The organism is Streptomyces sp. AM 2-1-1 (genome assembly GCF_029167645.1).
Classification (GTDB): Bacteria; Actinomycetota; Actinomycetes; order Streptomycetales; family Streptomycetaceae; genus Streptomyces.
Genome location: NZ_CP119147.1, coordinates 5,334,275 through 5,352,575, shown reverse-complemented (window position 1 = coordinate 5,352,575; position 18,301 = coordinate 5,334,275). Strand labels below are relative to the sequence as shown.

Below are 18,301 nucleotides of genomic sequence, written 5' to 3'. Positions count from 1 at the left end.
GACCACTTCCGCAATTCGTAAGGAGCAACCGAAACCATGTCGGTTTCCGTAACCCTTCCGGCTCTCGGCGAGAGCGTCACCGAGGGCACTGTCACCCGTTGGCTGAAGGCCGAGGGCGAGCGCGTCGAGGCTGACGAGCCGTTGCTGGAGGTCTCGACCGACAAGGTCGACACCGAGATCCCCTCCCCCGTCTCCGGCGTCCTGGCCTCCATCAAGGTCGCCGAGGACGAGACCGTCGAGGTCGGCGCCGAGCTGGCCGTCATCGACGACGGCTCCGGCGCCCCGGCCGAGGCCTCCGCCCCGGCCGAGGCCTCCGCCCCGGCCGAGGCCGCTGCCCCGGCCGAGGCCGAGGCTCCGGCCGAGGCCGAGGCTCCGGCCGCCGAGCCCGCCACCGAGGCGCCCACCGCCCCGTCGACCGAGACCGAGGCTCCCGCCCCGGCCCCGACCGCCGAGGACACCGCCGGCGCGACCTCCGCCGAGGGCACCGACGTGACCCTCCCGGCGCTCGGCGAGAGCGTCACCGAGGGCACCGTCACCCGCTGGCTGAAGGAGGTCGGCGAGGAGGTCACGGAGGACGAGCCCCTGCTCGAGGTCTCCACGGACAAGGTCGACACCGAGATCCCGGCCCCGGTCTCCGGCGTGCTGCTGGAGATCGTCGTCGCCGAGGACGAGACCGCCGAGGTCGGCGCCAAGCTCGCCGTCATCGGTGCCAAGGGCGCGGCTCCGGCCGCCGCTCCGGCCCCCGCTGCCCCGGCTCCGGCCCAGGCCGCTCCGGCCCCGGCTGCCCCTGCTCCGGCCCCGGCGCCGGCCGCCCCTGCCCCGGCCGCCCCTGCTCCGGCCCCGGCCGCCCCGGCTCCCGCTGCCGCTCCGGCCCCCGCCGCGCAGGCTCCCGCCGCCCCCGCTCCGGCTCCCGCCGCTCCGGCTCCGGTCACCCCGGCCGCGGCCTCCGGTGACGAGGGCGCGTACGTCACGCCGCTGGTCCGCAAGCTCGCTACGGAGAACAGCGTCGACCTGGGCGCGGTGAAGGGCACCGGCGTCGGTGGCCGAATCCGCAAGCAGGACGTCATCGCCGCCGCGGAGGCCGCCAAGGCCGCCGCTGCGGCTCCGGCTCCCGCCGCCGCTCCGGCCGCTTCCCAGGCTCCGAAGCTGGAGGCCTCGCCGCTGCGCGGTCAGACCGTCAAGATGACCCGCATGCGCAAGGTCATCGGCGAGAACATGATGAAGGCGCTGCACTCGCAGGCCCAGCTGACCTCGGTCATCGAGGTCGACATCACCAAGCTGATGAAGCTGCGCAACCAGGCGAAGGCCGCGTTCGCCGCCCGCGAGGGCGTCAAGCTCTCCCCGATGCCGTTCTTCGTGAAGGCGGCGGCCCAGGCGCTGAAGGCCCACCCGGTCGTCAACGCCCGGATCAACGAGGGCGAAGGCACCATCACGTACTTCGACTCGGAGAACATCGGCATCGCCGTGGACGCCGAGAAGGGTCTGATGACCCCGGTCATCAAGGGTGCGGGCGACCTGAACATCGCCGGCATCTCGAAGAAGACCGCCGAGCTGGCCGGCAAGGCCCGCGGTGGCGGCCTCACCCCGGACGACATGTCGGGTGCCACCTTCACCATCAGCAACACCGGCTCGCGCGGTGCGCTCTTCGACACCGTCATCGTGCCGCCGAACCAGGCCGCCATCCTGGGCATCGGTGCCACGGTGAAGCGTCCGGCCGTCATCGAGACCGCCGAGGGCACCGTCATCGGCATCCGTGACATGACGTACCTCTCGCTCTCCTACGACCACCGTCTGGTGGACGGCGCGGACGCCGCCCGTTACCTGACCTCGGTCAAGGCGATCCTGGAGGCCGGTGAGTTCGAGGTCGAGCTCGGCCTCTGAACGATCCTGCTGTAACGAGCCTCACCAGCGGCGCCCCCGTCCGGACCACCTCCCGGGCGGGGGCGCCGCCGTATTGTCTAGACACCACGGCGCTCGGCGGCCGTGGCCGGTCGCAGTCGGCACCGGTTCGCCCGAAGGAGCACCTCATGACCCCGCCCGTCGTCCACTCGCTGCGCGAACAGATCCGCGAGCACATCGTGGACGGGATCGTCAGCGGGCGCTGGAAGCCGGGTGAGCGCATCGTGGAGCGGCGGATCGCCACCGAGCTGGAGGTCAGTCAGACGCCGGTGCGCGAGGCGCTGCGCGAGCTGGAGACGCTGCGGCTGATCGAGTCGGCGCCCAACAAGGGCGTCCGGGTCCGCAACCTCACCGCCGCGGACCTGGAGGAGAGCTATCCGGTGCGCGCCGGTCTGGAGCAGATCGCGGCGGAGCTGGCGGCCACCGCCCTCGGCAGCGACTGCTCGGCCCTCCAGCCGCACGTGACGGCCCTCTACGAGGCAGACCGGGCGGCCGACGGAGAGGCGCAGGTGCGGCACACGGTGGGCTTCCACCGGGAGCTGGTGCGGGCGGCCGGCAACGCCGTGCTGCTGCACACCTGGGAAGGGCTGGGCATCGAGGTGTTCACGGCCCTGTCGATCCGGTGGCTGGGCACGGTCCAGAAGTCGTACGCGGAGGAGCACGAGGCGCTCATCGACGCGTTCACGCGGCAGGACCCGCAGATCGGCCCGCTGGTCAAGGCGCACGTGCTGGGCTGCGCGCCGCGCGCCTGAGGGCCGCGCTCCTACCCGCCTCGGGCGGGGTGCGCCGACCCGGCGGGTGGCCCTTCTTTCTCACGTCACCGTTGCCGCCGGATTTCCCATCGGTAACCGGCTTCGCTCGTTCGAGCATTCGGTGACCGTTTTCACCCTCTTGATCCCGTCACTCCGTGCCCCGTTCGGCGGCACCCCATGCCATTTTTCTCCATATCGAGAAGTTTTACCCTCAACCCTTTGATCGATCATCGATCAGGGATTTACAGTTCTCCGCGGGCCTACCCGGCCCGTCGCCCTGTCCTGCCAGCCAGGGACTTCTCCACCCCCTCCCACTCCGGAAGGCGGCGATCATGACCGACCCCGTAGGAAAGCGTCCGAGCGAACTCGACCAGTTCCCGGACCGCGACCCCGAAGAGACCGCCGAATGGGCGGCCTCTCTGGACGCCGTGACCAAGGCCGCGGGGCCGCATCGCGCCGCGTACCTGATGAGGCGTTCGCTCGAGCACGCCGAGGGCGCCGGTCTCGCGCTGCCCAAGCTGCTGGAGACCGACTACGTCAACTCCATCCCGACCGCCGCCGAGCCCGAGTTCGACGGCGACTTGGAGATGGAGTCCCGCATCACTGCGTGGAACCGCTGGAACGCGGCGGCCATGGTGACGCGCGGCGCGAAGTACGGCGTCGGCGGCCACATCGCCACGTTCGCCTCGGCGGCCTGGCTGTACGAGACGGGCTTCAACCACTTCTTCCGCGGCAAGGAGGGGGACGGCTCCGGCGACCAGCTCTACATCCAGGGCCACGCCTCCCCCGGCATCTACGCCCGCGCCTTCCTCGACGGCCGCCTCAGCGAGCAGCAGCTCGACCACTTCCGTCAGGAGGCGGGCGGCGAGGGCCTGCCGTCCTACCCGCACCCGCGGCGGCTGCCCTGGCTGTGGGAGTTCCCCACCGTGTCGATGGGCCTCGGCCCGCTGTCGGCGATCTACCAGGCGCGCTTCAACCGCTACCTGGCCAACCGCAACATCAAGGACACGTCGAACAGCCACGTCTGGGCCTTCCTGGGCGACGGCGAGATGGACGAGCCCGAGTCGACGGCCGCCCTGGCGCTCGCCGCCCGTGAAGGTCTCGACAACCTGACCTTCGTCATCAACTGCAACCTGCAGCGCCTCGACGGCCCGGTCCGCGCGAACTTCCGCGTGGTCCAGGAGCTGGAAGGCGCCTTCCGCGGGGCGGGCTGGAACGTCGTCAAGACGCTCTGGGGCAACGCGTGGGACGAGCTGTTCCAGCTCGACACCACCGGTGCGCTGGTCCGCCGCCTCCGCGAGGTCCCGGACGCGCAGTTCCAGACGTACGCCACCCGTGACGTCGCCTACATCCGTGAGCACTTCTTCGGCGCCGAGCCCGCGCTCGCCGAGCTGGCGAAGCTGCTCACCGACGCGAAGATCGCCGAGTGTTTCTACACCTCGCGCGGCGGCCACGAGGCCCGCAAGGTCTACGCGGCGTACAAGGCGGCCCTGGAGCACCAGGGCGGCCCGACCGTGATCCTCGCCCAGACGGTGAAGGGCTTCACGCTCGGCAAGGGCTTCGAGTCCAAGAACGCCAACCACCAGATGAAGAAGCTGTCCCTGGACGAGTTCAAGGACATGCGCGAGCTGCTCGGCCTCCCGATCCCGGACAGCGCCTTCGAGAGCGGTGTGGTGCCCTACGGCCACCCCGGCGCCGACTCCCCCGAGGTCCGCTACCTCCAGGAGCGCCGTGCGGCGCTCGGTGGCCCCGCCCCCGCCCGCCGGGTGCACGCCGCAGCCCTGCCGCAGCCCGGTGAGCGCGCGTTCGCCGCGCTGAAGAAGGGTTCCGGCAAGCAGGAGATGGCCACCACCATGGCCTTCGTCCGGCTCGCCAAGGACCTGATGCGGGACAAGGAGACCGGCAAGCGCTGGGTGCCGATCGTCCCCGACGAGGCCCGCACCTTCGGCATGGAATCGCTCTTCCCGTCGGCCGGCATCTACTCGCCGCTGGGCCAGACGTACGAGCCGGTCGACCGCGACCAGCTGATGTACTACAAGGAAGCCAAGGACGGCCAGATCCTCAACGAGGGGATCACCGAGGCCGGTTCGATGGCGGACTTCATCGCCGCGTCCACGTCGTACGCGACGCACGGCGAGACGATGATCCCGTTCTACATCTTCTACTCGATGTTCGGCTGGCAGCGGACCGGCGACCAGATGTGGCAGCTCGCCGACCAGCTCGGCAAGGGCTTCATCGTGGGCGCCACGGCCGGCCGTACGACCCTGACGGGTGAGGGTCTCCAGCACGCGGACGGCCACTCGCACCTGATCGCGGCCACGAACCCGGCGTCGCTCAACTACGACCCGGCCTTCGCGTACGAGATCGCGGTGATCGTCAAGGAGGGTCTGCGCCGGATGTACGGCGAGCCCGTCGTCGGCGAGGACTCCAACGTCTTCTACTACCTGACGGTCTACAACGAGCCGAAGCCCCAGCCCGCGATGCCGGAAGGCGTCGAGGAGGGCATCATCAAGGGCCTCTACCGCTTCAAGGAGGGCACGCCGGCCAAGGCCGACGCGCCGCGCCTGCAGCTGCTCGCCTCCGGCACCGCCATCCACTGGGCCCTCCAGGCCCAGGAACTGCTGGCCGCCGACTGGGGCGTCACCGCCGACGTGTGGTCCGCCACCTCGTGGGGCGAGCTGCGCCGCGACGCGCTCGACGCCGATGCGGCCCTGCTCCGGGGCGAGGAGCGGGTGCCGTACGTCACGCAGGCGCTCGCCGGTGCCCCCGGCCCGGTGCTCGCGGTCAGCGACTGGATGCGGCAGGTTCCGGACCAGATCAGCCAGTGGGTGGAGCAGGACTGGTCCTCGCTCGGCACGGACGGCTTCGGCCTCTCCGACACCCGTGACGCCGCCCGCCGCCACTTCGGTGTCGACGCGCAGTCGGTCGTCGTCGCGGCCCTGGCCCAGCTCGCCAAGCGCGGCGAGGTCCCGGCCTCCTCGGTCAAGGAGGCCCGGGAGCGCTACGGAATCTGATCCGTACGCCTGATTCCCGGCCCTGAACGGTGTGGCCCCTCCGGTTCTCCGGAGGGGCCACACCGTTCTGCGGGGGGATCCGGCGTGATCCGGCGTACGGGGCACCTCCGCGTCGTCGGCGAGAATGGGCCCATGCGCGCCGCCCGACTGATCACCATGGTGCTGCTCCTCCAGTCCCGCCCGGGGATGACCGCCGCCGAACTGGCGGCGGAACTGGAGGTCTCGGAGCGGACCGTCGTCCGGGACGCGGCCGCGCTCTCCGAGGCGGGTGTCCCGGTGTACGCGGAGCGCGGCCGGACGGGCGGCTACCACCTCGTCGACGGGTACCGCACCCGTCTCACCGGCCTCGCCCGGGGCGAGGCCGAGGCGCTCTTCCTCTCGGGTCTGCCCACCGCCCTGCGCGACCTCGGACTCCAGGACGCCGCCTCGGCCGCCCGCCTCAAGGTGGCCGCCGCCCTGACGCCCGCCCTGCGGGACACCCCCGACACGGTGGCCCGGCGCTTCCACCTGGACGCCCCGGGCTGGTTCCACGAGCCGGTCGCCCCCGCCCTGCTGCCCGCCCTCGCGGGGGCCGTCCGTGACGACCTCCCGGTCCGGGTCCGCCACCGGCGGGGCGGCGACGAGGTGGACCGGATCCTCCAGCCGTACGGGCTCGTGCTGAAGGCGGGTGTCTGGTACCTCTGCGCGCGCGTGGCGGACCCCGGGGAGCCGGCCGGGGACGGGCCTGCCGGCTCGCGGGCGTACCGGGTGTACCGGGTCGACCGGTTCGTCTCGGTCGACCCGGACGGGGAGCGGTTTCGGCGGGACCCCTCGTTCGACCTCGCGGGGTTCTGGGCGGAGCACGCCGCCCGCTTCGCCCGTTCCCTGCTCCGCGCGGAGGTGACCGTACGGGTCTCCGGTGCGGGGGTCCGGCGGCTCCCGCACCTGGTGGACCGGGCCGCCGCCGAGGAGGCGCTCACCGCCGCCGGCCCTCCGGACGGCGAGGGGTGGCGCACGCTCACCCTGCCGGTGGAGTCGCCGGAGGTGGCGTACGAACAGCTGCTGGCCCTGGGCGCGGAGGTGGAGGTGCTGGCTCCGCGAGCCCTGCGTACCCGCTTCCGCGCCGCGGCCGAACAGATGCGCGGCCTCTACCGTCGGAGGGCTGCGCGTGCGTCGGCCACCGCGGCAGCCGATGCTGTACCCGTGATGGACGAGACGGAGTTCTGGGAGCTCATCGACAGCACCCGCGAGGCCGCCGGGGGTGACCCCGAGGAGCACGCCGAGCTGCTCGTGGAGCGGTTGGTACGGCTGGATCCGGAGACCGTGCTCGACTTCGCCCGGCACTTCGAGGCCCGCTACCACCGCGCGTACCGCTGGGACCTGTGGGGCGCCGCCGCCCTGCTGCTCGGCGGCGCGGGGGAGGACGCCTTCGACGACTTCCGGTGCTGGCTGATCGGCCGGGGCCGGGAGGTGTTCGAGGGCGCGCTGCACGACCCGGACGACCTCGCCGGGCTCCTCGACGACTTCGACGACGAGGACGACGGGGACGGCGAGGAGTTGGGTTTCGCGGCCGACGAGGCGTACGAGCAGCTCACCGGTGTCGTCTCGCCGGACCTGGGACTGCCGCCGCAGACCCGCGAACCGGCGGGTGAACCCTTCCCGGTCGACGACGACGAGGTCCTGGCGGCGCGCTTCCCCGCGCTCTGGGAGCGGTTCGGCGGCCGCTGAGGGCCGCCGCCCGCGTCACCGGCTCGCTCAGGGCGCGAGCGAGCGCCCCATGAGCACGTCGTCGACGTACCTCCCGTTCAGGAAGAACTCGCCCGGCAGCACGCCCTCCACGGTGAACTCCTCGGAGGCGTAGAGCGCGCGGGCCGGCGCGTTGTGGCCGAGGACGCGCAGGGTGATCCGGTTGGCGCCCTGGCGCCGCGCCTCGGCGAACGAGGCGCGCAGCAGCGCCCGTGCGACGCCGAGCCCGCGCGCCCGGGCTGCGACGGCGAGCCCCTGTATCTGGCGGACGTGCTGGTTGCAGGCGAGCGGGGTCGGGGCGACCAGGCGGAGGTATCCGGCGACGGTGGGGGCCGCTCCCGACGGCCCTTCCTGCGGGGACGCCGCCGGCACCGTCTCCGCCACGAGGACGTCGCGGGGCGAGTGTCGTGCGTCGAAGAAGGGCGGGTACGGCGGCTGCGGACGGGGCGTCACGGCGTGCAGGGTGGACCAGGTCTCCCGGTCGAGTTCCGCGAGCGCGGTCTCGTCGGAGGGGAGCGCGGGGCGTACGGAGTGGAGGCGGAGCGCAGACATGGGCGCCACTGTGCCATGCGGGGTGCCGTGTCCGGACGGCCCCATGGGGCAGGATGAGCCCCATGGAGCGCTCGCGTATCGCCGTCACCGGATCGACCGGACTCATCGGAGCGGCGCTGGTGCGCTCGCTCCGGGCCGACGGGCACGAGGTGTGCCGACTGGTGCGCCGGCCCGCGAAGACGGGTGACGAGGTCTCGTGGGACCCGCGCCGCGGTTACGTGGACGTGGCCGGACTGGTGGGCTGCGACGCGGTGGTGCACCTGGCGGGCGCGGGGGTCGGCGATCACCGCTGGACCGAGGCGTACAAGAAGGAGATCCGGGACAGCCGGGTGCTGGGTACCGCCGCGGTCGCGGAGGCCCTCGCCTCCCTGGACACCCCGCCGAAGGTGCTCCTGGCAGGCTCCGCGATCGGCTACTACGGTGACACCGGTGACCGCGCGGTGGACGAGAGCGCCCCGCCCGGCGAGGGTTTCCTGCCCTCGGTCTGCGAGGAGTGGGAGGCCGCGACGGCCCCCGCCGAGGAGGCCGGCGTCCGGACGGTGCACGTGCGCACCGGGCTGGTCGTCTCCGCGGAGGGCGGTGCCTGGGGCAAGCTCTTCCCGCTCTTCAAGGCGGGGCTGGGCGGACGGCTCGGCAACGGCCGCCAGTACTGGAGCTTCATCTCCCTGCACGACCAGGTCGCCGCCCTGCGTCATCTGCTCGACACGGACGACCTGTCGGGGCCGGTGAACCTGACCGCGCCCGAGCCCGTCACCAACGCCGAGGTGACGGCGGCGATGGGCCGGGTGCTGCGCCGGCCCACCCTCTTCACGGCCCCCGCCCCGGCCCTCCGCCTCGCGCTGGGCGACTTCGCGGAGGACGTGCTGGGCAGTCAGCGGGTGGTGCCGCGCAAGCTGCTGGACTCGGGTTTCACCTTCGCCTTCCCGTCCGTCGAGAGCGCCGTCAGGGCCGCCCTGCGCTGAGGTACGGGCTCCTCCCGCGCCCCGTGCGCCGCCGCCCGGCACCGGCCCCGCGGTCCGGGTACCGGCCATCGTCCTCACCTTCTTGACGAAGCCGGGCATTCCGCGAGCGGGTTGGGGGCATGAGCCTCCCAGCGCTCGCACCGACCCGGGGAGGGCATGTGCTCAGCACGCCACACCACGCGGACGTGGTCATCATCGGAGCCGGCACGGCCGGCCTGTCAGCCGCTCACCACCTCGTACGGGCGGGGGTGAGTGTCAGCGTCCTGGAAGCAACACCGCGCATCGGCGGCAGGCTCGCCACGGACGAGGTGGACGGGTTCCGGCTCGACCGTCTCGGTCCGCTGCTCGGCAGCGTGCCGGAAGAACTCGGGGAGCTACCGGGTCAGACGGCCCTGGTGCTCCGCGAGTTCGCGCCGGCGGTCGTGGTCCACAATGCCGGACGCCACTATCGCGCCGGTGACATACGAAGTACCAGGGGCGCCTTCAAGCCCGTGCGCTCCCGTTCGAGTGCCGCCGGGGCGGCGCCGTCCGCGCGGGGCGGTGCGGTCGGCGAGGCCCTCGACCGGGCCAGGCTCGGCGCGGCGCTGGCCCGGCTGGCCGGGACCTCCACCGCCCGCATCATGGCCAGACCGGACCGGACGGCCCAGGCGGGGCTGGCGGCTCTGGTGGCCCGCGGGCTGCCCGCCCGGACCGTCGACGGCTTCCTGCGCCCACTGCTCGCCGCCCTGCTCAGCGATCCGGAACTGCGCGCGTCGAGCCGGATCGCGGAGCTGGTCCTGCGGGACTGGGCGCGCGGCCGGCTCCGCGTCCCGGAGGGCGGTTCGGCGGCACTGCCGGAGCTGCTGGCGTCCACCCTGCCGCCGGGCACCGTGCGCACGGGCGTCCAGGTGACGGCGGCCGACACCACGTCGGTGCGCACCGAGGAGCACGGGGAACTGAGCTGCCGTTCACTGCTGGTGGCCACCGGTGCGGGGGCCGCGGCGGAGCTGCTGCCCGGTCTGCGGGTGCCCGACTTCCATCCGGTCACGGTGCTCCACCACACGGCTCCCACCGCCCCGCGGACCGGCGCCTCGCTGGTGCTGGAGGCGGGCGGGTCCGGTCCGGTCGCGTACTCGGCGGTGATGAGCGAGATCGATCCCACCCGCGCGCCGCGGGGCCGCGCGCTGATCACCAGCGCGGTGCTCGGCACCCCGCCGCCCGGGCTGGACCGCGCGGTGCGCGCCCATCTGGCGGCGCTGTACGGGATGCCCACGGACGACTGGGAGCTGCTGGCCACTCACCACACCGCCGAGGCGGTCCCGGTGATGGCCCCTCCGCACGATCCGAGCCGCCCGGTGCGGGTGCTCGCCGGGCTGTACGTCTGCGGCGACCACCGGGACACCAGCACCGTGCGGGGCGCCCTCCACTCGGGCCGGCGGGCGGCCTCCGCGATCCTGGCCGACCTCGGGGCGGGTCCGGGGTACGCCCCGGAGCCGGGCGCGACGGTGCCGGGGGCCGCCGCCTGAGGGCGGCTCCCCGGTCCGGACGGTGGCGGGTCGCGGCCCTCAGCCGAAGGCCGCGACCTGTTCGCGGTACCCGCGCACCGCCGCCGCGTCGCGGTAGGGCTCCAGCTTCCGCTCGAACTCGCGTACGTACTCCGTCGCCCGGACCGAGCGCATCTCGCCCGCCCGCCGGGCCGCCTCGGCGCCCAGCAGGCAGGCCTGGTCGAGCTCGCCGAGCCCGAGCCGGGCCGAGGCCAGGACGACCTGGCTGAAGAGCCTGCTCCGGGCGTACGCGGGCGCGCGCAGCTGGAGCGAGCGCTCGGCGTGCAGGGCGGCGGCCCGGTACTGCTGGAGGTCCCGGTGGCAGTGCGCGAACTCGTCGGCGAGCTGCGCCTCGTCGAAGGTGCGGGCCCAGGGCGGGGCCTCGTCCCCGGCACGGGCGGTCTCCAGGGCGCGCTCCGCGCGCGCCAGCGAGACGGCGCACGCCCGCGCGTCCCCGAGCACGCCGTGCCCACGTGCCTCCACCGCGTGCAGCAGCGCCTGGACGACGGGGGGCGCGGCGGCACCGACGCCCTGCTGCGCCACCCGCGCCAGCTGGACGGCCTCGCGCCCGTGCCCGAGGTAGACCGCCTGGCGGCTCATGGTGATGAGTACGTAGCTGCCGTACGCCCGGTCCCCGGCGGCCTGGGCGAGCCGCAGCGCCTGGACGAAGTACCGCTGCGCCAGCCCGTGCGCGGCGATGTCGTACGAGGTCCAGCCCGCCAGCCGCGTCAGGTCGGCCGCCGCCGCGAAGAGCCGCCGTCCGGTGGCCTCGCTGTAGCTGCCCCGGAGCATGGGCTCGGTCTCGTGTTCGAGGTAGCGGACCAGGGCCTGGCGGGCGTGACCGCCCCCGTAGGCGTGGTCGAGCGAGCGGAAGAGTTCGCCGACCGACCGCAGGGCCGCCACGTCGCCGTTCCCGACGCGCTGACCGGGGGCCCGCTCGGTCTGCCGCTGCCGGGGCACCGCGGGGTGGCCGGGGCGGGGGGATCCCACGGGTGCGGCACCGTGCCCCGCGCTCCCGGCGCCGGCCGGGCCGTGACCGGGGGCGGGGCGCTGGGCTCCGATCCGGGCGCTTCCCGCGCCGGGGCCGTGCCCTCCGGCCGGGGGCGGTGCGAGGCCCGCCGGTCCGGGCGCGGGGCCCGTCCGGCCGCCCGTCCGTACCTCACCGGGCACCCCGGCGGCCGGGGAGGCACCGGGGTGCCCGGATCGTCCGCCGGCGCCGCCCGGTCCCGGCGCTCCGGTGTCTTGGGCAGCCCTTCCGGACGCTGCCGGGAGGTCGCCCCGGGAGACGGACTCGTCGGCCTGACCGATCAGCCAGTCCCGGCTCGGCACCACGAGCCCGGCCGGGGTGAAGGCGATCTTGCGCAGGTCCGCCTGGTTGCCCGAGTCCTTGCGCCAGAGTCCGCTGACGATGTCGACGGCCTCGGCGGGGGTGGCGGCGAACTCCAGGCCCGCGTAGACGGGGGCGCACGCGTCGAGCCCGAGGTCCTGCGCGGTGAGCCGGCGGCCGAGACGCCGGGTGAAGACCTCGGCGATCAGGGCGGGCGTGGTGCCGCGCGGCTGCTGGCCACGCAGCCACCGGGTCACCGACGTCTTGTCGTACCGCAGGTCGAGGCCGTGCTCCAGCCCCAGGTGGTCCACCCGTCGGGCCAGGCCCGCGTGGGAGAACCCCGCCTCCGCGATGAGGGCGGCGAGCCTGCGGTTCGGGGGGTGGGGGGTGCGCTGGGGGGGTCGTTCCGACATCTGCGGTGCGGTCTCCTGCCTTGCCTGGGCCGGGCGTGGCAGCCCTTGGGGAACGGCGCGAATTTAGCCGCCGCCGCAACGCCCGCGGCGACCTTCGTTCCATGTTCATCCGATCGTGTGAGGAGTGCGGGTCGCGCTGACGGCACGACCTGCTGGACCACCCGCTCCCCCGCGGTCGTACAGTGATTCGGGCGCGACCAGTGCACGGTGACGACGGCGGAAGGGACCCTTCCGGCGCATGCGTCACCACGAGTAGGGAGGCATCGCCGTGAGCGAGCTGCGATTCGTCCGGCTGGGGTTCGGCGCGGAGGCCGTCGACTACCGGGAGGCCTGGCAGAAGCAGCGGGAGGTGCACGCCGCACGGTTCGAGGACACCGTCCCCGACACCTGCCTGCTGCTGGAGCACCCCTCCGTCTACACCGCGGGGCGGCGCACCACCGACAGCGAACGGCCCCTGGACGGCACTCCCGTCATCGACGTGGACCGCGGCGGCAAGATCACCTGGCACGGTCCGGGCCAGCTCGTCGGCTACCCGATCCAGAAGCTGCCGCGCCCGGTCGACGTCGTGGCGCACGTGCGCAGGCTGGAGGACGCCCTGATCCGCACCGCCGCCGACTTCGGCGTGGCGACCAGCCGGGTCGAGGGGCGCAGTGGGGTCTGGGTGCTGGGCGACCCGGTCGAGCAGCGGCCGTCGATCGGCGGTCTGTCGCTCGACTTCGACCCGCGGCTGACGGACGAGGAGTTCGACGCCCGGCTCAACGGCCCCGAGTACGCCCCCTCGAACGCCGGGCAGCGCCGCGAGGACCGCAAGCTGGCGGCGATCGGCATCCGGGTCGCCAAGGGCGTCACCATGCACGGCTTCGCCCTGAACGTGAACCCCGACGCCACCTCCTTCGACCGGATCGTGCCGTGCGGCATCCGCGACGCGGGCGTCACCTCGCTCGCGTACGAGCTGGGGCGAGACCTCACGATCGCGCAGGTGCTCCCGGTCGTCGAGAAGCACCTCCGGGACGTGATGGAGAACGCCGAGCTCGCGCCCCGCGAGGTGGCCTCCGCCGCCGCGAGCTCCTGACCGGCGGCGGCACCACGCGCCCCGCACGGCCGTCCAGGGGCCCGCACGGGCCCGGGTGCCGGCCGTTCGGGGGAATAGCCCTCGTCGGCTGGGGGTTGGCCGGACGTAGGGCCGTGCGAATGACGGGCGTACCCTGGTGTTCGCCGAAGAATCCAATGCAGTGAAAGCTAAGGGGAGTGCCGGAGTGTCCGCTGTCGCACCCGACGGGCGCAAGATGCTGCGCCTGGAGGTCCGGAACAGCCAGACCCCCATCGAGCGCAAGCCCGAGTGGATCAAAACCCGGGCGAAGATGGGCCCCGAGTACAACCAGCTGCAGAAGCTCGTGAAGAGCGAGGGGCTGCACACGGTCTGCCAGGAGGCGGGCTGTCCCAACATCTTCGAGTGCTGGGAGGACCGCGAGGCGACCTTCCTCATCGGCGGTGACCAGTGCACCCGGCGGTGTGACTTCTGCCAGATCGACACGGGCAAGCCGCAGGCGCTCGACCTCGACGAGCCCCGCCGGGTCGGCGAGTCCGTCGTCACGATGGACCTGAACTACGCCACGATCACCGGCGTCGCCCGCGACGACCTGGAGGACGGCGGCGCGTGGCTGTACGCGGAGACCGTCCGCCAGATCCACGCGCTGACGGACGGGCGCGAGGCCGGCCGCACCAAGGTCGAACTGCTGATCCCCGACTTCAACGCCGAGCCCGCCGCGCTGGCCGAGGTCTTCTCCTCGCGCCCCGAGGTCCTGGCGCACAACGTCGAGACGGTCCCGCGCATCTTCAAGCGCATCCGGCCGGGCTTCCGGTACGAGCGTTCGCTGGAGGTCATCACGCGGGCCCGCGAGGCCGGACTGGTGACCAAGTCGAACCTGATCCTCGGCATGGGCGAGACCCGTGAGGAGGTCAGCGAGGCCCTCCGCGACCTGCACGAGGCCGGGTGCGAGCTGATCACGATCACGCAGTACCTGCGGCCCTCGGTGCGGCACCACCCCGTCGAGCGCTGGGTGAAGCCGCAGGAGTTCGTCGAGCTGAAGGACGAGGCCGACGCGATCGGCTACTCCGGCGTGATGTCGGGTCCGCTGGTGCGCTCCTCGTACCGCGCCGGACGCCTCTTCCAGCAGGCGATGGCGGCCCGCGACGCGGCCGCCTCCGGAGCCGTCGCGGCCCCTACCGCCGTGTGAATCCGAGCACAGCGCATTACCGGCGGTAACCGCTCGCACGAGGCGGCCCGTACGCTCCCGCAGGTGAGGGACGCGTATGGGCCGCCTCCGCGTGCGGGCAGCCGGTATCGAGGATTCATTGGTGTTTGACCGACCGGTCACGCACTGGTAACACCGAGAAGTGACCCTGGTTCCACCGGCGGCATCGGCCGAACGCACCGCGGCCGCCGTTTCCCGCACCCCGTTCCGCGCCGTGCGCGGATTCGCCCCGAGAGGGAACACCACGATGCAGGCCGCGCCGGTACGTGCCCACACCCTTCCCACCGTCACCCACGCCCTGCGGGCCGTGGAGTCGCTGCTGCTGAGCGGCGGCCAGCGCACCGCCCGCCGCAACGCCTGGACCGCGGTCCTGGAGGACCGCCGCCGCGCCAGGGACCGGGTCGAGGCCCAGCACGTACTGGAGGCCGTGGCCGAGCACCGTTCCTCGGCCACGTAAACTCCTGTACATGGCGAGGAAGGCAAACACTGAAGGCGCGGACAGCGCCGAGAACGCGGGGCGGCTCAAGCAGATCGCCCTGACCTACAAGATGACCCGGCGGTCGGACCCCAAGATCGGGCTCGTGCTCGCGGGGCTGTGGATCGTCGTCTTCGGCGTCCTCCTCGCGATCGGTTTCGCGATCGGTCACCCGGTCTACCTGGGCATCCTGGGCTTCGTACTGGCCCTCATCGCGGCACTCGTCGTCTTCGGACGGCGTGCGGAGGCGGCGGCCTTCGGCCAGATGGAGGGCCAGCCCGGAGCGGCGGCAGCGGTGCTCGACCGCGTCGGCCGCGGCTGGACCACCACTCCGGCGGTCGCGATGAACCGCAGCCAGGACGTCGTCCACCGCGCGGTCGGCAAGGCCGGCATCGTGCTGGTCGCCGAGGGCAACCCGAACCGGGTGAAGAGCCTGCTGGCGGCCGAGAAGCGGCGGATGGCACGCATCGTCGTCGACGTCCCGGTGCACGACATCATCGTGGGCGACGGCGAGGGCCAGGTCCCGCTGAAGAAGGTGCGCGTCACGATGCTGAAGTACCCGCGCGTCCTCAGCGGACCGCAGGTCACGGCAGCCAACGACCGGCTGCGGGCGATGGGCGACCTGATGAGCAACATGCCGCTGCCGAAGGGTCCGATGCCCAAGGGCATGCGGATGCCGCGCGGCGGAAAGATGCGCTGACCCGTGCGGGCACCGCACGCGCTCGCACTCTCCTGACCTTCTCGCGTTCTCACTGCGCGCTGCGGCACACCGCTTCGCGCACTTCCGCGCTCACACCAGAGGGGCGGCCCCGACCGGGACGGTCGGGGCCGCCCCTCGTTGCGTGGGGAGCGCCGGGAACGGCTCGTCGGGCAGCTGTCGCGCTCCTGCGGCTCTCGGCGCGCCATTCGGTCCGCATGGTGGACAACGGCGTCACCGTGCGGATGGAGTTGTCCGGATGGCGGAACGCCACGGGCGCCGTTCCGGGGCTGTACGCCACCGGTCTCCCCGCACCCGGCACCCGTCGCCGGAGCACCCGGACGGACCGGGTGGAACCGGGCGCCCGCCGGCCGGGCCGCGGGGTCAGCGGCGTACCTGGACGGAGCGGGAGAGCCGGTCGTGGAGGCCGCGTCCGTCGCGGTCCCAGACGAGGGCCGGGATCACCAGGACCAGCAGCACGCTCCGCACGAGGACGCGCACCGGACCGGCGGGACCGCCGCCCTCGGAGACGACCCGCAGTCCGGCGATCCGCTTGCCGGGGGTGAAGCCGAGGGTGCCCACGGTGCAGAGGCTCATGATGAGGAAGACGAGCAACGCCCAGTTCCCGGCGGCCAGTCGGTCACCAGGAGCGAGGAGCCCGTATGCGATCAGCATGCAGAGGGCCCAGTCGATGAAGAGCGCGCCGAACCGGCGGCCGAGCGGGGCCACGGACCCCGGGCCGAATTCGGGCAGCCCGAGGCGCTTGCCCCGATAGCCGAAGTCGACGCCCATCTCCTCGGCGGCCGCCTGGGGGCCGGACAGCCACGATCCGATTGCTTGCCTGTTGTCCACCCGACCACGGTACTGCGACCTGGTTTGCTCCGTGGTGCCCGGGGCACGGGATGAGGCGTTGGGGTGCCCCCCACCGCGCGCCCGGTTAACTTGGGCGAAACAAATGGGTCATGCTGGGGAAATCCCGTCTGCCTAAGGTCGCCCTCAACGTGCGCCACCGCACTGGCGACACACACGAAGTTCAACCCCGCGCCTCCCGGGCCGGGAGTAGGAGGAGTTGGATGTTCCAGAACGCCGACGAAGTGCAGAAGTACGTCGCGGACAACGACGTGAAGTTCATCGACGTCCGCTTCTGCGACCTGCCCGGTGTGATGCAGCACTTCACCATCCCGGCAGCGAGCTTCGACCCGGCCGAGGAACTCGCCTTCGACGGTTCGTCGATCCGCGGCTTCCAGGCCATCCACGAGTCCGACATGGCGCTCCGCGCCGACCTGTCGACCGCCCGGGTGGACCCTTTCCGCCGCGACAAGACGGTCAACATCAACTTCTTCATCCACGACCCGATCACCGGCGAGCAGTACAGCCGTGACCCGCGGAACGTGGCCAAGAAGGCCGAGGCGTACCTCGCCTCCACCGGCTTCGCCGACACCGCCTACTTCGGTCCCGAGGCGGAGTTCTACGTCTTCGACAACGTCCGCTTCCAGACGTCGGCGAACGAGAGCTTCTACCACATCGACTCCGAGGCCGGCGCCTGGAACACCGGCGCGGTGGAGAACAACCGCGGGTACAAGGTCCGCTACAAGGGCGGCTACTTCCCGACCCCGCCGGTCGACCACTTCGCCGACCTGCGTGCCGAGATCTCCCTGGAGCTGGACAAGAACGGCCTGCAGGTCGAGCGCCAGCACCACGAGGTCGGCACCGCCGGCCAGGCCGAGATCAACTACAAGTTCAACACGCTGCTCGCCGCGGCCGACGACCTGATGCTCTTCAAGTACATCGTGAAGAACGTCGCCTGGCGCAACGGCAAGACCGCGACCTTCATGCCGAAGCCGATCTTCGGTGACAACGGCTCGGGCATGCACGTGCACCAGTCGCTGTGGCAGGGCGGCGTGCCGCTCTTCTACGACGAGCAGGGTTACGCCGGCCTGTCGGACATGGCCCGCTACTACATCGGCGGCATCCTCAAGCACGCCCCGTCGCTGCTGGCCTTCACCAACCCGACGGTGAACTCGTACCACCGCCTGGTCCCCGGCTTCGAGGCCCCGGTCAACATGGTGTACTCGCAGCGCAACCGCTCCGCCGCGATGCGCATCCCGATCACCGGCTCGAACCCGAAGGCCAAGCGCGTCGAGTTCCGCGCCCCGGACCCGTCCTCGAACCCGTACCTGGCGTTCGCGGCGCTGCTGATGGCGGGCCTCGACGGCGTCAAGAACAAGATCGAGCCGGCGGAGCCGATCGACAAGGACCTGTACGAGCTGGCTCCCGAGGAGCACGCCAACGTCCAGCAGGTCCCGACCTCGCTCCCGGCCGTCCTCGAGGCGCTGGAGCAGGACAACGAGTACCTCCAGGCGGGCGGCGTCTTCACGACCGACCTGATCGAGACCTGGATCGACTACAAGCGCACGCACGAGATCGCCCCGATCCAGCTGCGCCCGCACCCGCACGAGTTCGAGCTCTACTTCGACCTCTAGGAGACACCGCCGGGTCGTCCGGTGGCAGTCGGGTCGGAGCGCGAGGGCCGTCACCCCTGGTCGGGGTGGCGGCCCTCGCGGCTTTCCGGAGCGCGGCGACGCCGCCGGTGCGAGGGTCGGTACGGGCCGATGACCGGGCGGACGCGGCCGTAGCCGCCGCAGACGGCCTCGCCACCGTCGCCGCCGCGCACGCGGTCGGGGTCGCCGGTCGTCTCCGCCTCGTA

14 protein-coding genes and 1 pseudogene are annotated in these 18,301 nt (G+C 72.7%); 12 read left to right on the top strand and 3 right to left on the bottom strand.

Going from position 1 to position 18,301, the window contains the following annotated elements:
• Positions 1 to 36 precede the first annotated feature (36 nt).
• From sucB to PZB77_RS23345, 5 genes and pseudogenes are all read left to right on the top strand, one after another.
• The gene (gene sucB, locus PZB77_RS23365; protein WP_275494576.1) at positions 37 to 1,881 is read left to right on the top strand and encodes a 2-oxoglutarate dehydrogenase, E2 component, dihydrolipoamide succinyltransferase; all 1,845 of its coding nucleotides are present in this window, start codon (positions 37 to 39) and stop codon (positions 1,879 to 1,881) included.
• A gap of 146 nt (positions 1,882 to 2,027) precedes the next feature.
• Positions 2,028 to 2,651, top strand: coding sequence for a GntR family transcriptional regulator (locus PZB77_RS23360; RefSeq protein WP_275494575.1), 624 nt, complete (start codon positions 2,028 to 2,030; stop codon positions 2,649 to 2,651).
• Between the two features lie 332 nt (positions 2,652 to 2,983).
• Positions 2,984 to 5,665: a pyruvate dehydrogenase (acetyl-transferring), homodimeric type gene (gene aceE / locus PZB77_RS23355; RefSeq protein WP_275494574.1), complete on the top strand. Its 2,682-nt coding sequence runs from the start codon at positions 2,984 to 2,986 to the stop codon at positions 5,663 to 5,665.
• Positions 5,666 to 5,797: 132 nt separating this feature from the next.
• A pseudogene (locus tag PZB77_RS23350) lies at positions 5,798 to 6,799 on the top strand (WYL domain-containing protein); the annotation flags it as partial.
• A complete protein-coding gene (locus PZB77_RS23345; protein ID WP_343299908.1) occupies positions 6,782 to 7,372 on the top strand; it encodes a DUF4240 domain-containing protein in 591 nt (196 codons plus the stop codon). The pseudogene PZB77_RS23350 and the gene PZB77_RS23345, both read left to right, overlap by 18 nt.
• Positions 7,373 to 7,399: 27 nt before the next feature.
• Here PZB77_RS23345 and PZB77_RS23340 read toward each other — a convergent pair whose 3' ends face one another.
• Positions 7,400 to 7,942: a GNAT family N-acetyltransferase gene (locus tag PZB77_RS23340; RefSeq protein ID WP_275494573.1), complete on the bottom strand. Its 543-nt coding sequence runs from the start codon at positions 7,940 to 7,942 to the stop codon at positions 7,400 to 7,402.
• Positions 7,943 to 8,004: 62 nt separating this feature from the next.
• Between PZB77_RS23340 and PZB77_RS23335 the strand changes: the two genes are divergently transcribed.
• Positions 8,005 to 8,904 (top strand): TIGR01777 family oxidoreductase, encoded by a 900-nt coding sequence (locus PZB77_RS23335; RefSeq protein WP_275494572.1) that lies wholly within the window; start codon positions 8,005 to 8,007, stop codon positions 8,902 to 8,904.
• Positions 8,905 to 9,062: 158 nt separating this feature from the next.
• A complete protein-coding gene (locus PZB77_RS23330; RefSeq protein ID WP_275494571.1) occupies positions 9,063 to 10,409 on the top strand; it encodes an NAD(P)/FAD-dependent oxidoreductase in 1,347 nt (448 codons plus the stop codon).
• 39 nt (positions 10,410 to 10,448) lie between these two features.
• On the opposite strand, the gene PZB77_RS23325 is transcribed toward PZB77_RS23330, so the two are convergent.
• Entirely contained in the window at positions 10,449 to 12,167 is a 1,719-nt protein-coding gene (locus PZB77_RS23325; RefSeq protein ID WP_275494570.1) for a regulator, read from the bottom strand.
• A 268-nt stretch (positions 12,168 to 12,435) separates the two neighbouring features.
• On the opposite strand from PZB77_RS23325, the gene lipB reads away from it, so the two are divergent.
• From lipB to PZB77_RS23305, 4 genes are all read left to right on the top strand, one after another.
• On the top strand, positions 12,436 to 13,239 hold the full coding sequence (gene lipB / locus PZB77_RS23320; RefSeq protein WP_275494569.1) for a lipoyl(octanoyl) transferase LipB: 804 nt from the start codon (positions 12,436 to 12,438) through the stop codon (positions 13,237 to 13,239).
• Positions 13,240 to 13,423: 184 nt separating this feature from the next.
• Positions 13,424 to 14,404: a lipoyl synthase gene (gene lipA, locus PZB77_RS23315; protein ID WP_275494568.1), complete on the top strand. Its 981-nt coding sequence runs from the start codon at positions 13,424 to 13,426 to the stop codon at positions 14,402 to 14,404.
• A 265-nt stretch (positions 14,405 to 14,669) separates the two neighbouring features.
• Entirely contained in the window at positions 14,670 to 14,879 is a 210-nt protein-coding gene (locus PZB77_RS23310; protein WP_275496181.1) for a hypothetical protein, read from the top strand.
• Positions 14,880 to 14,889: 10 nt separating this feature from the next.
• Positions 14,890 to 15,597, top strand: coding sequence for a DUF4191 domain-containing protein (locus PZB77_RS23305; protein WP_275494567.1), 708 nt, complete (start codon positions 14,890 to 14,892; stop codon positions 15,595 to 15,597).
• A gap of 381 nt (positions 15,598 to 15,978) precedes the next feature.
• On the opposite strand, the gene PZB77_RS23300 is transcribed toward PZB77_RS23305, so the two are convergent.
• Positions 15,979 to 16,446, bottom strand: a complete 468-nt coding sequence (locus PZB77_RS23300; RefSeq protein ID WP_275494566.1) for an RDD family protein — start codon at positions 16,444 to 16,446, stop codon at positions 15,979 to 15,981.
• 221 nt (positions 16,447 to 16,667) lie between these two features.
• Here PZB77_RS23300 and glnA point away from each other — a divergent pair, with 221 nt between their 5' ends.
• Positions 16,668 to 18,077, top strand: coding sequence for a type I glutamate--ammonia ligase (gene glnA / locus PZB77_RS23295; protein ID WP_275494565.1), 1,410 nt, complete (start codon positions 16,668 to 16,670; stop codon positions 18,075 to 18,077).
• Positions 18,078 to 18,301 lie beyond the last annotated feature (224 nt).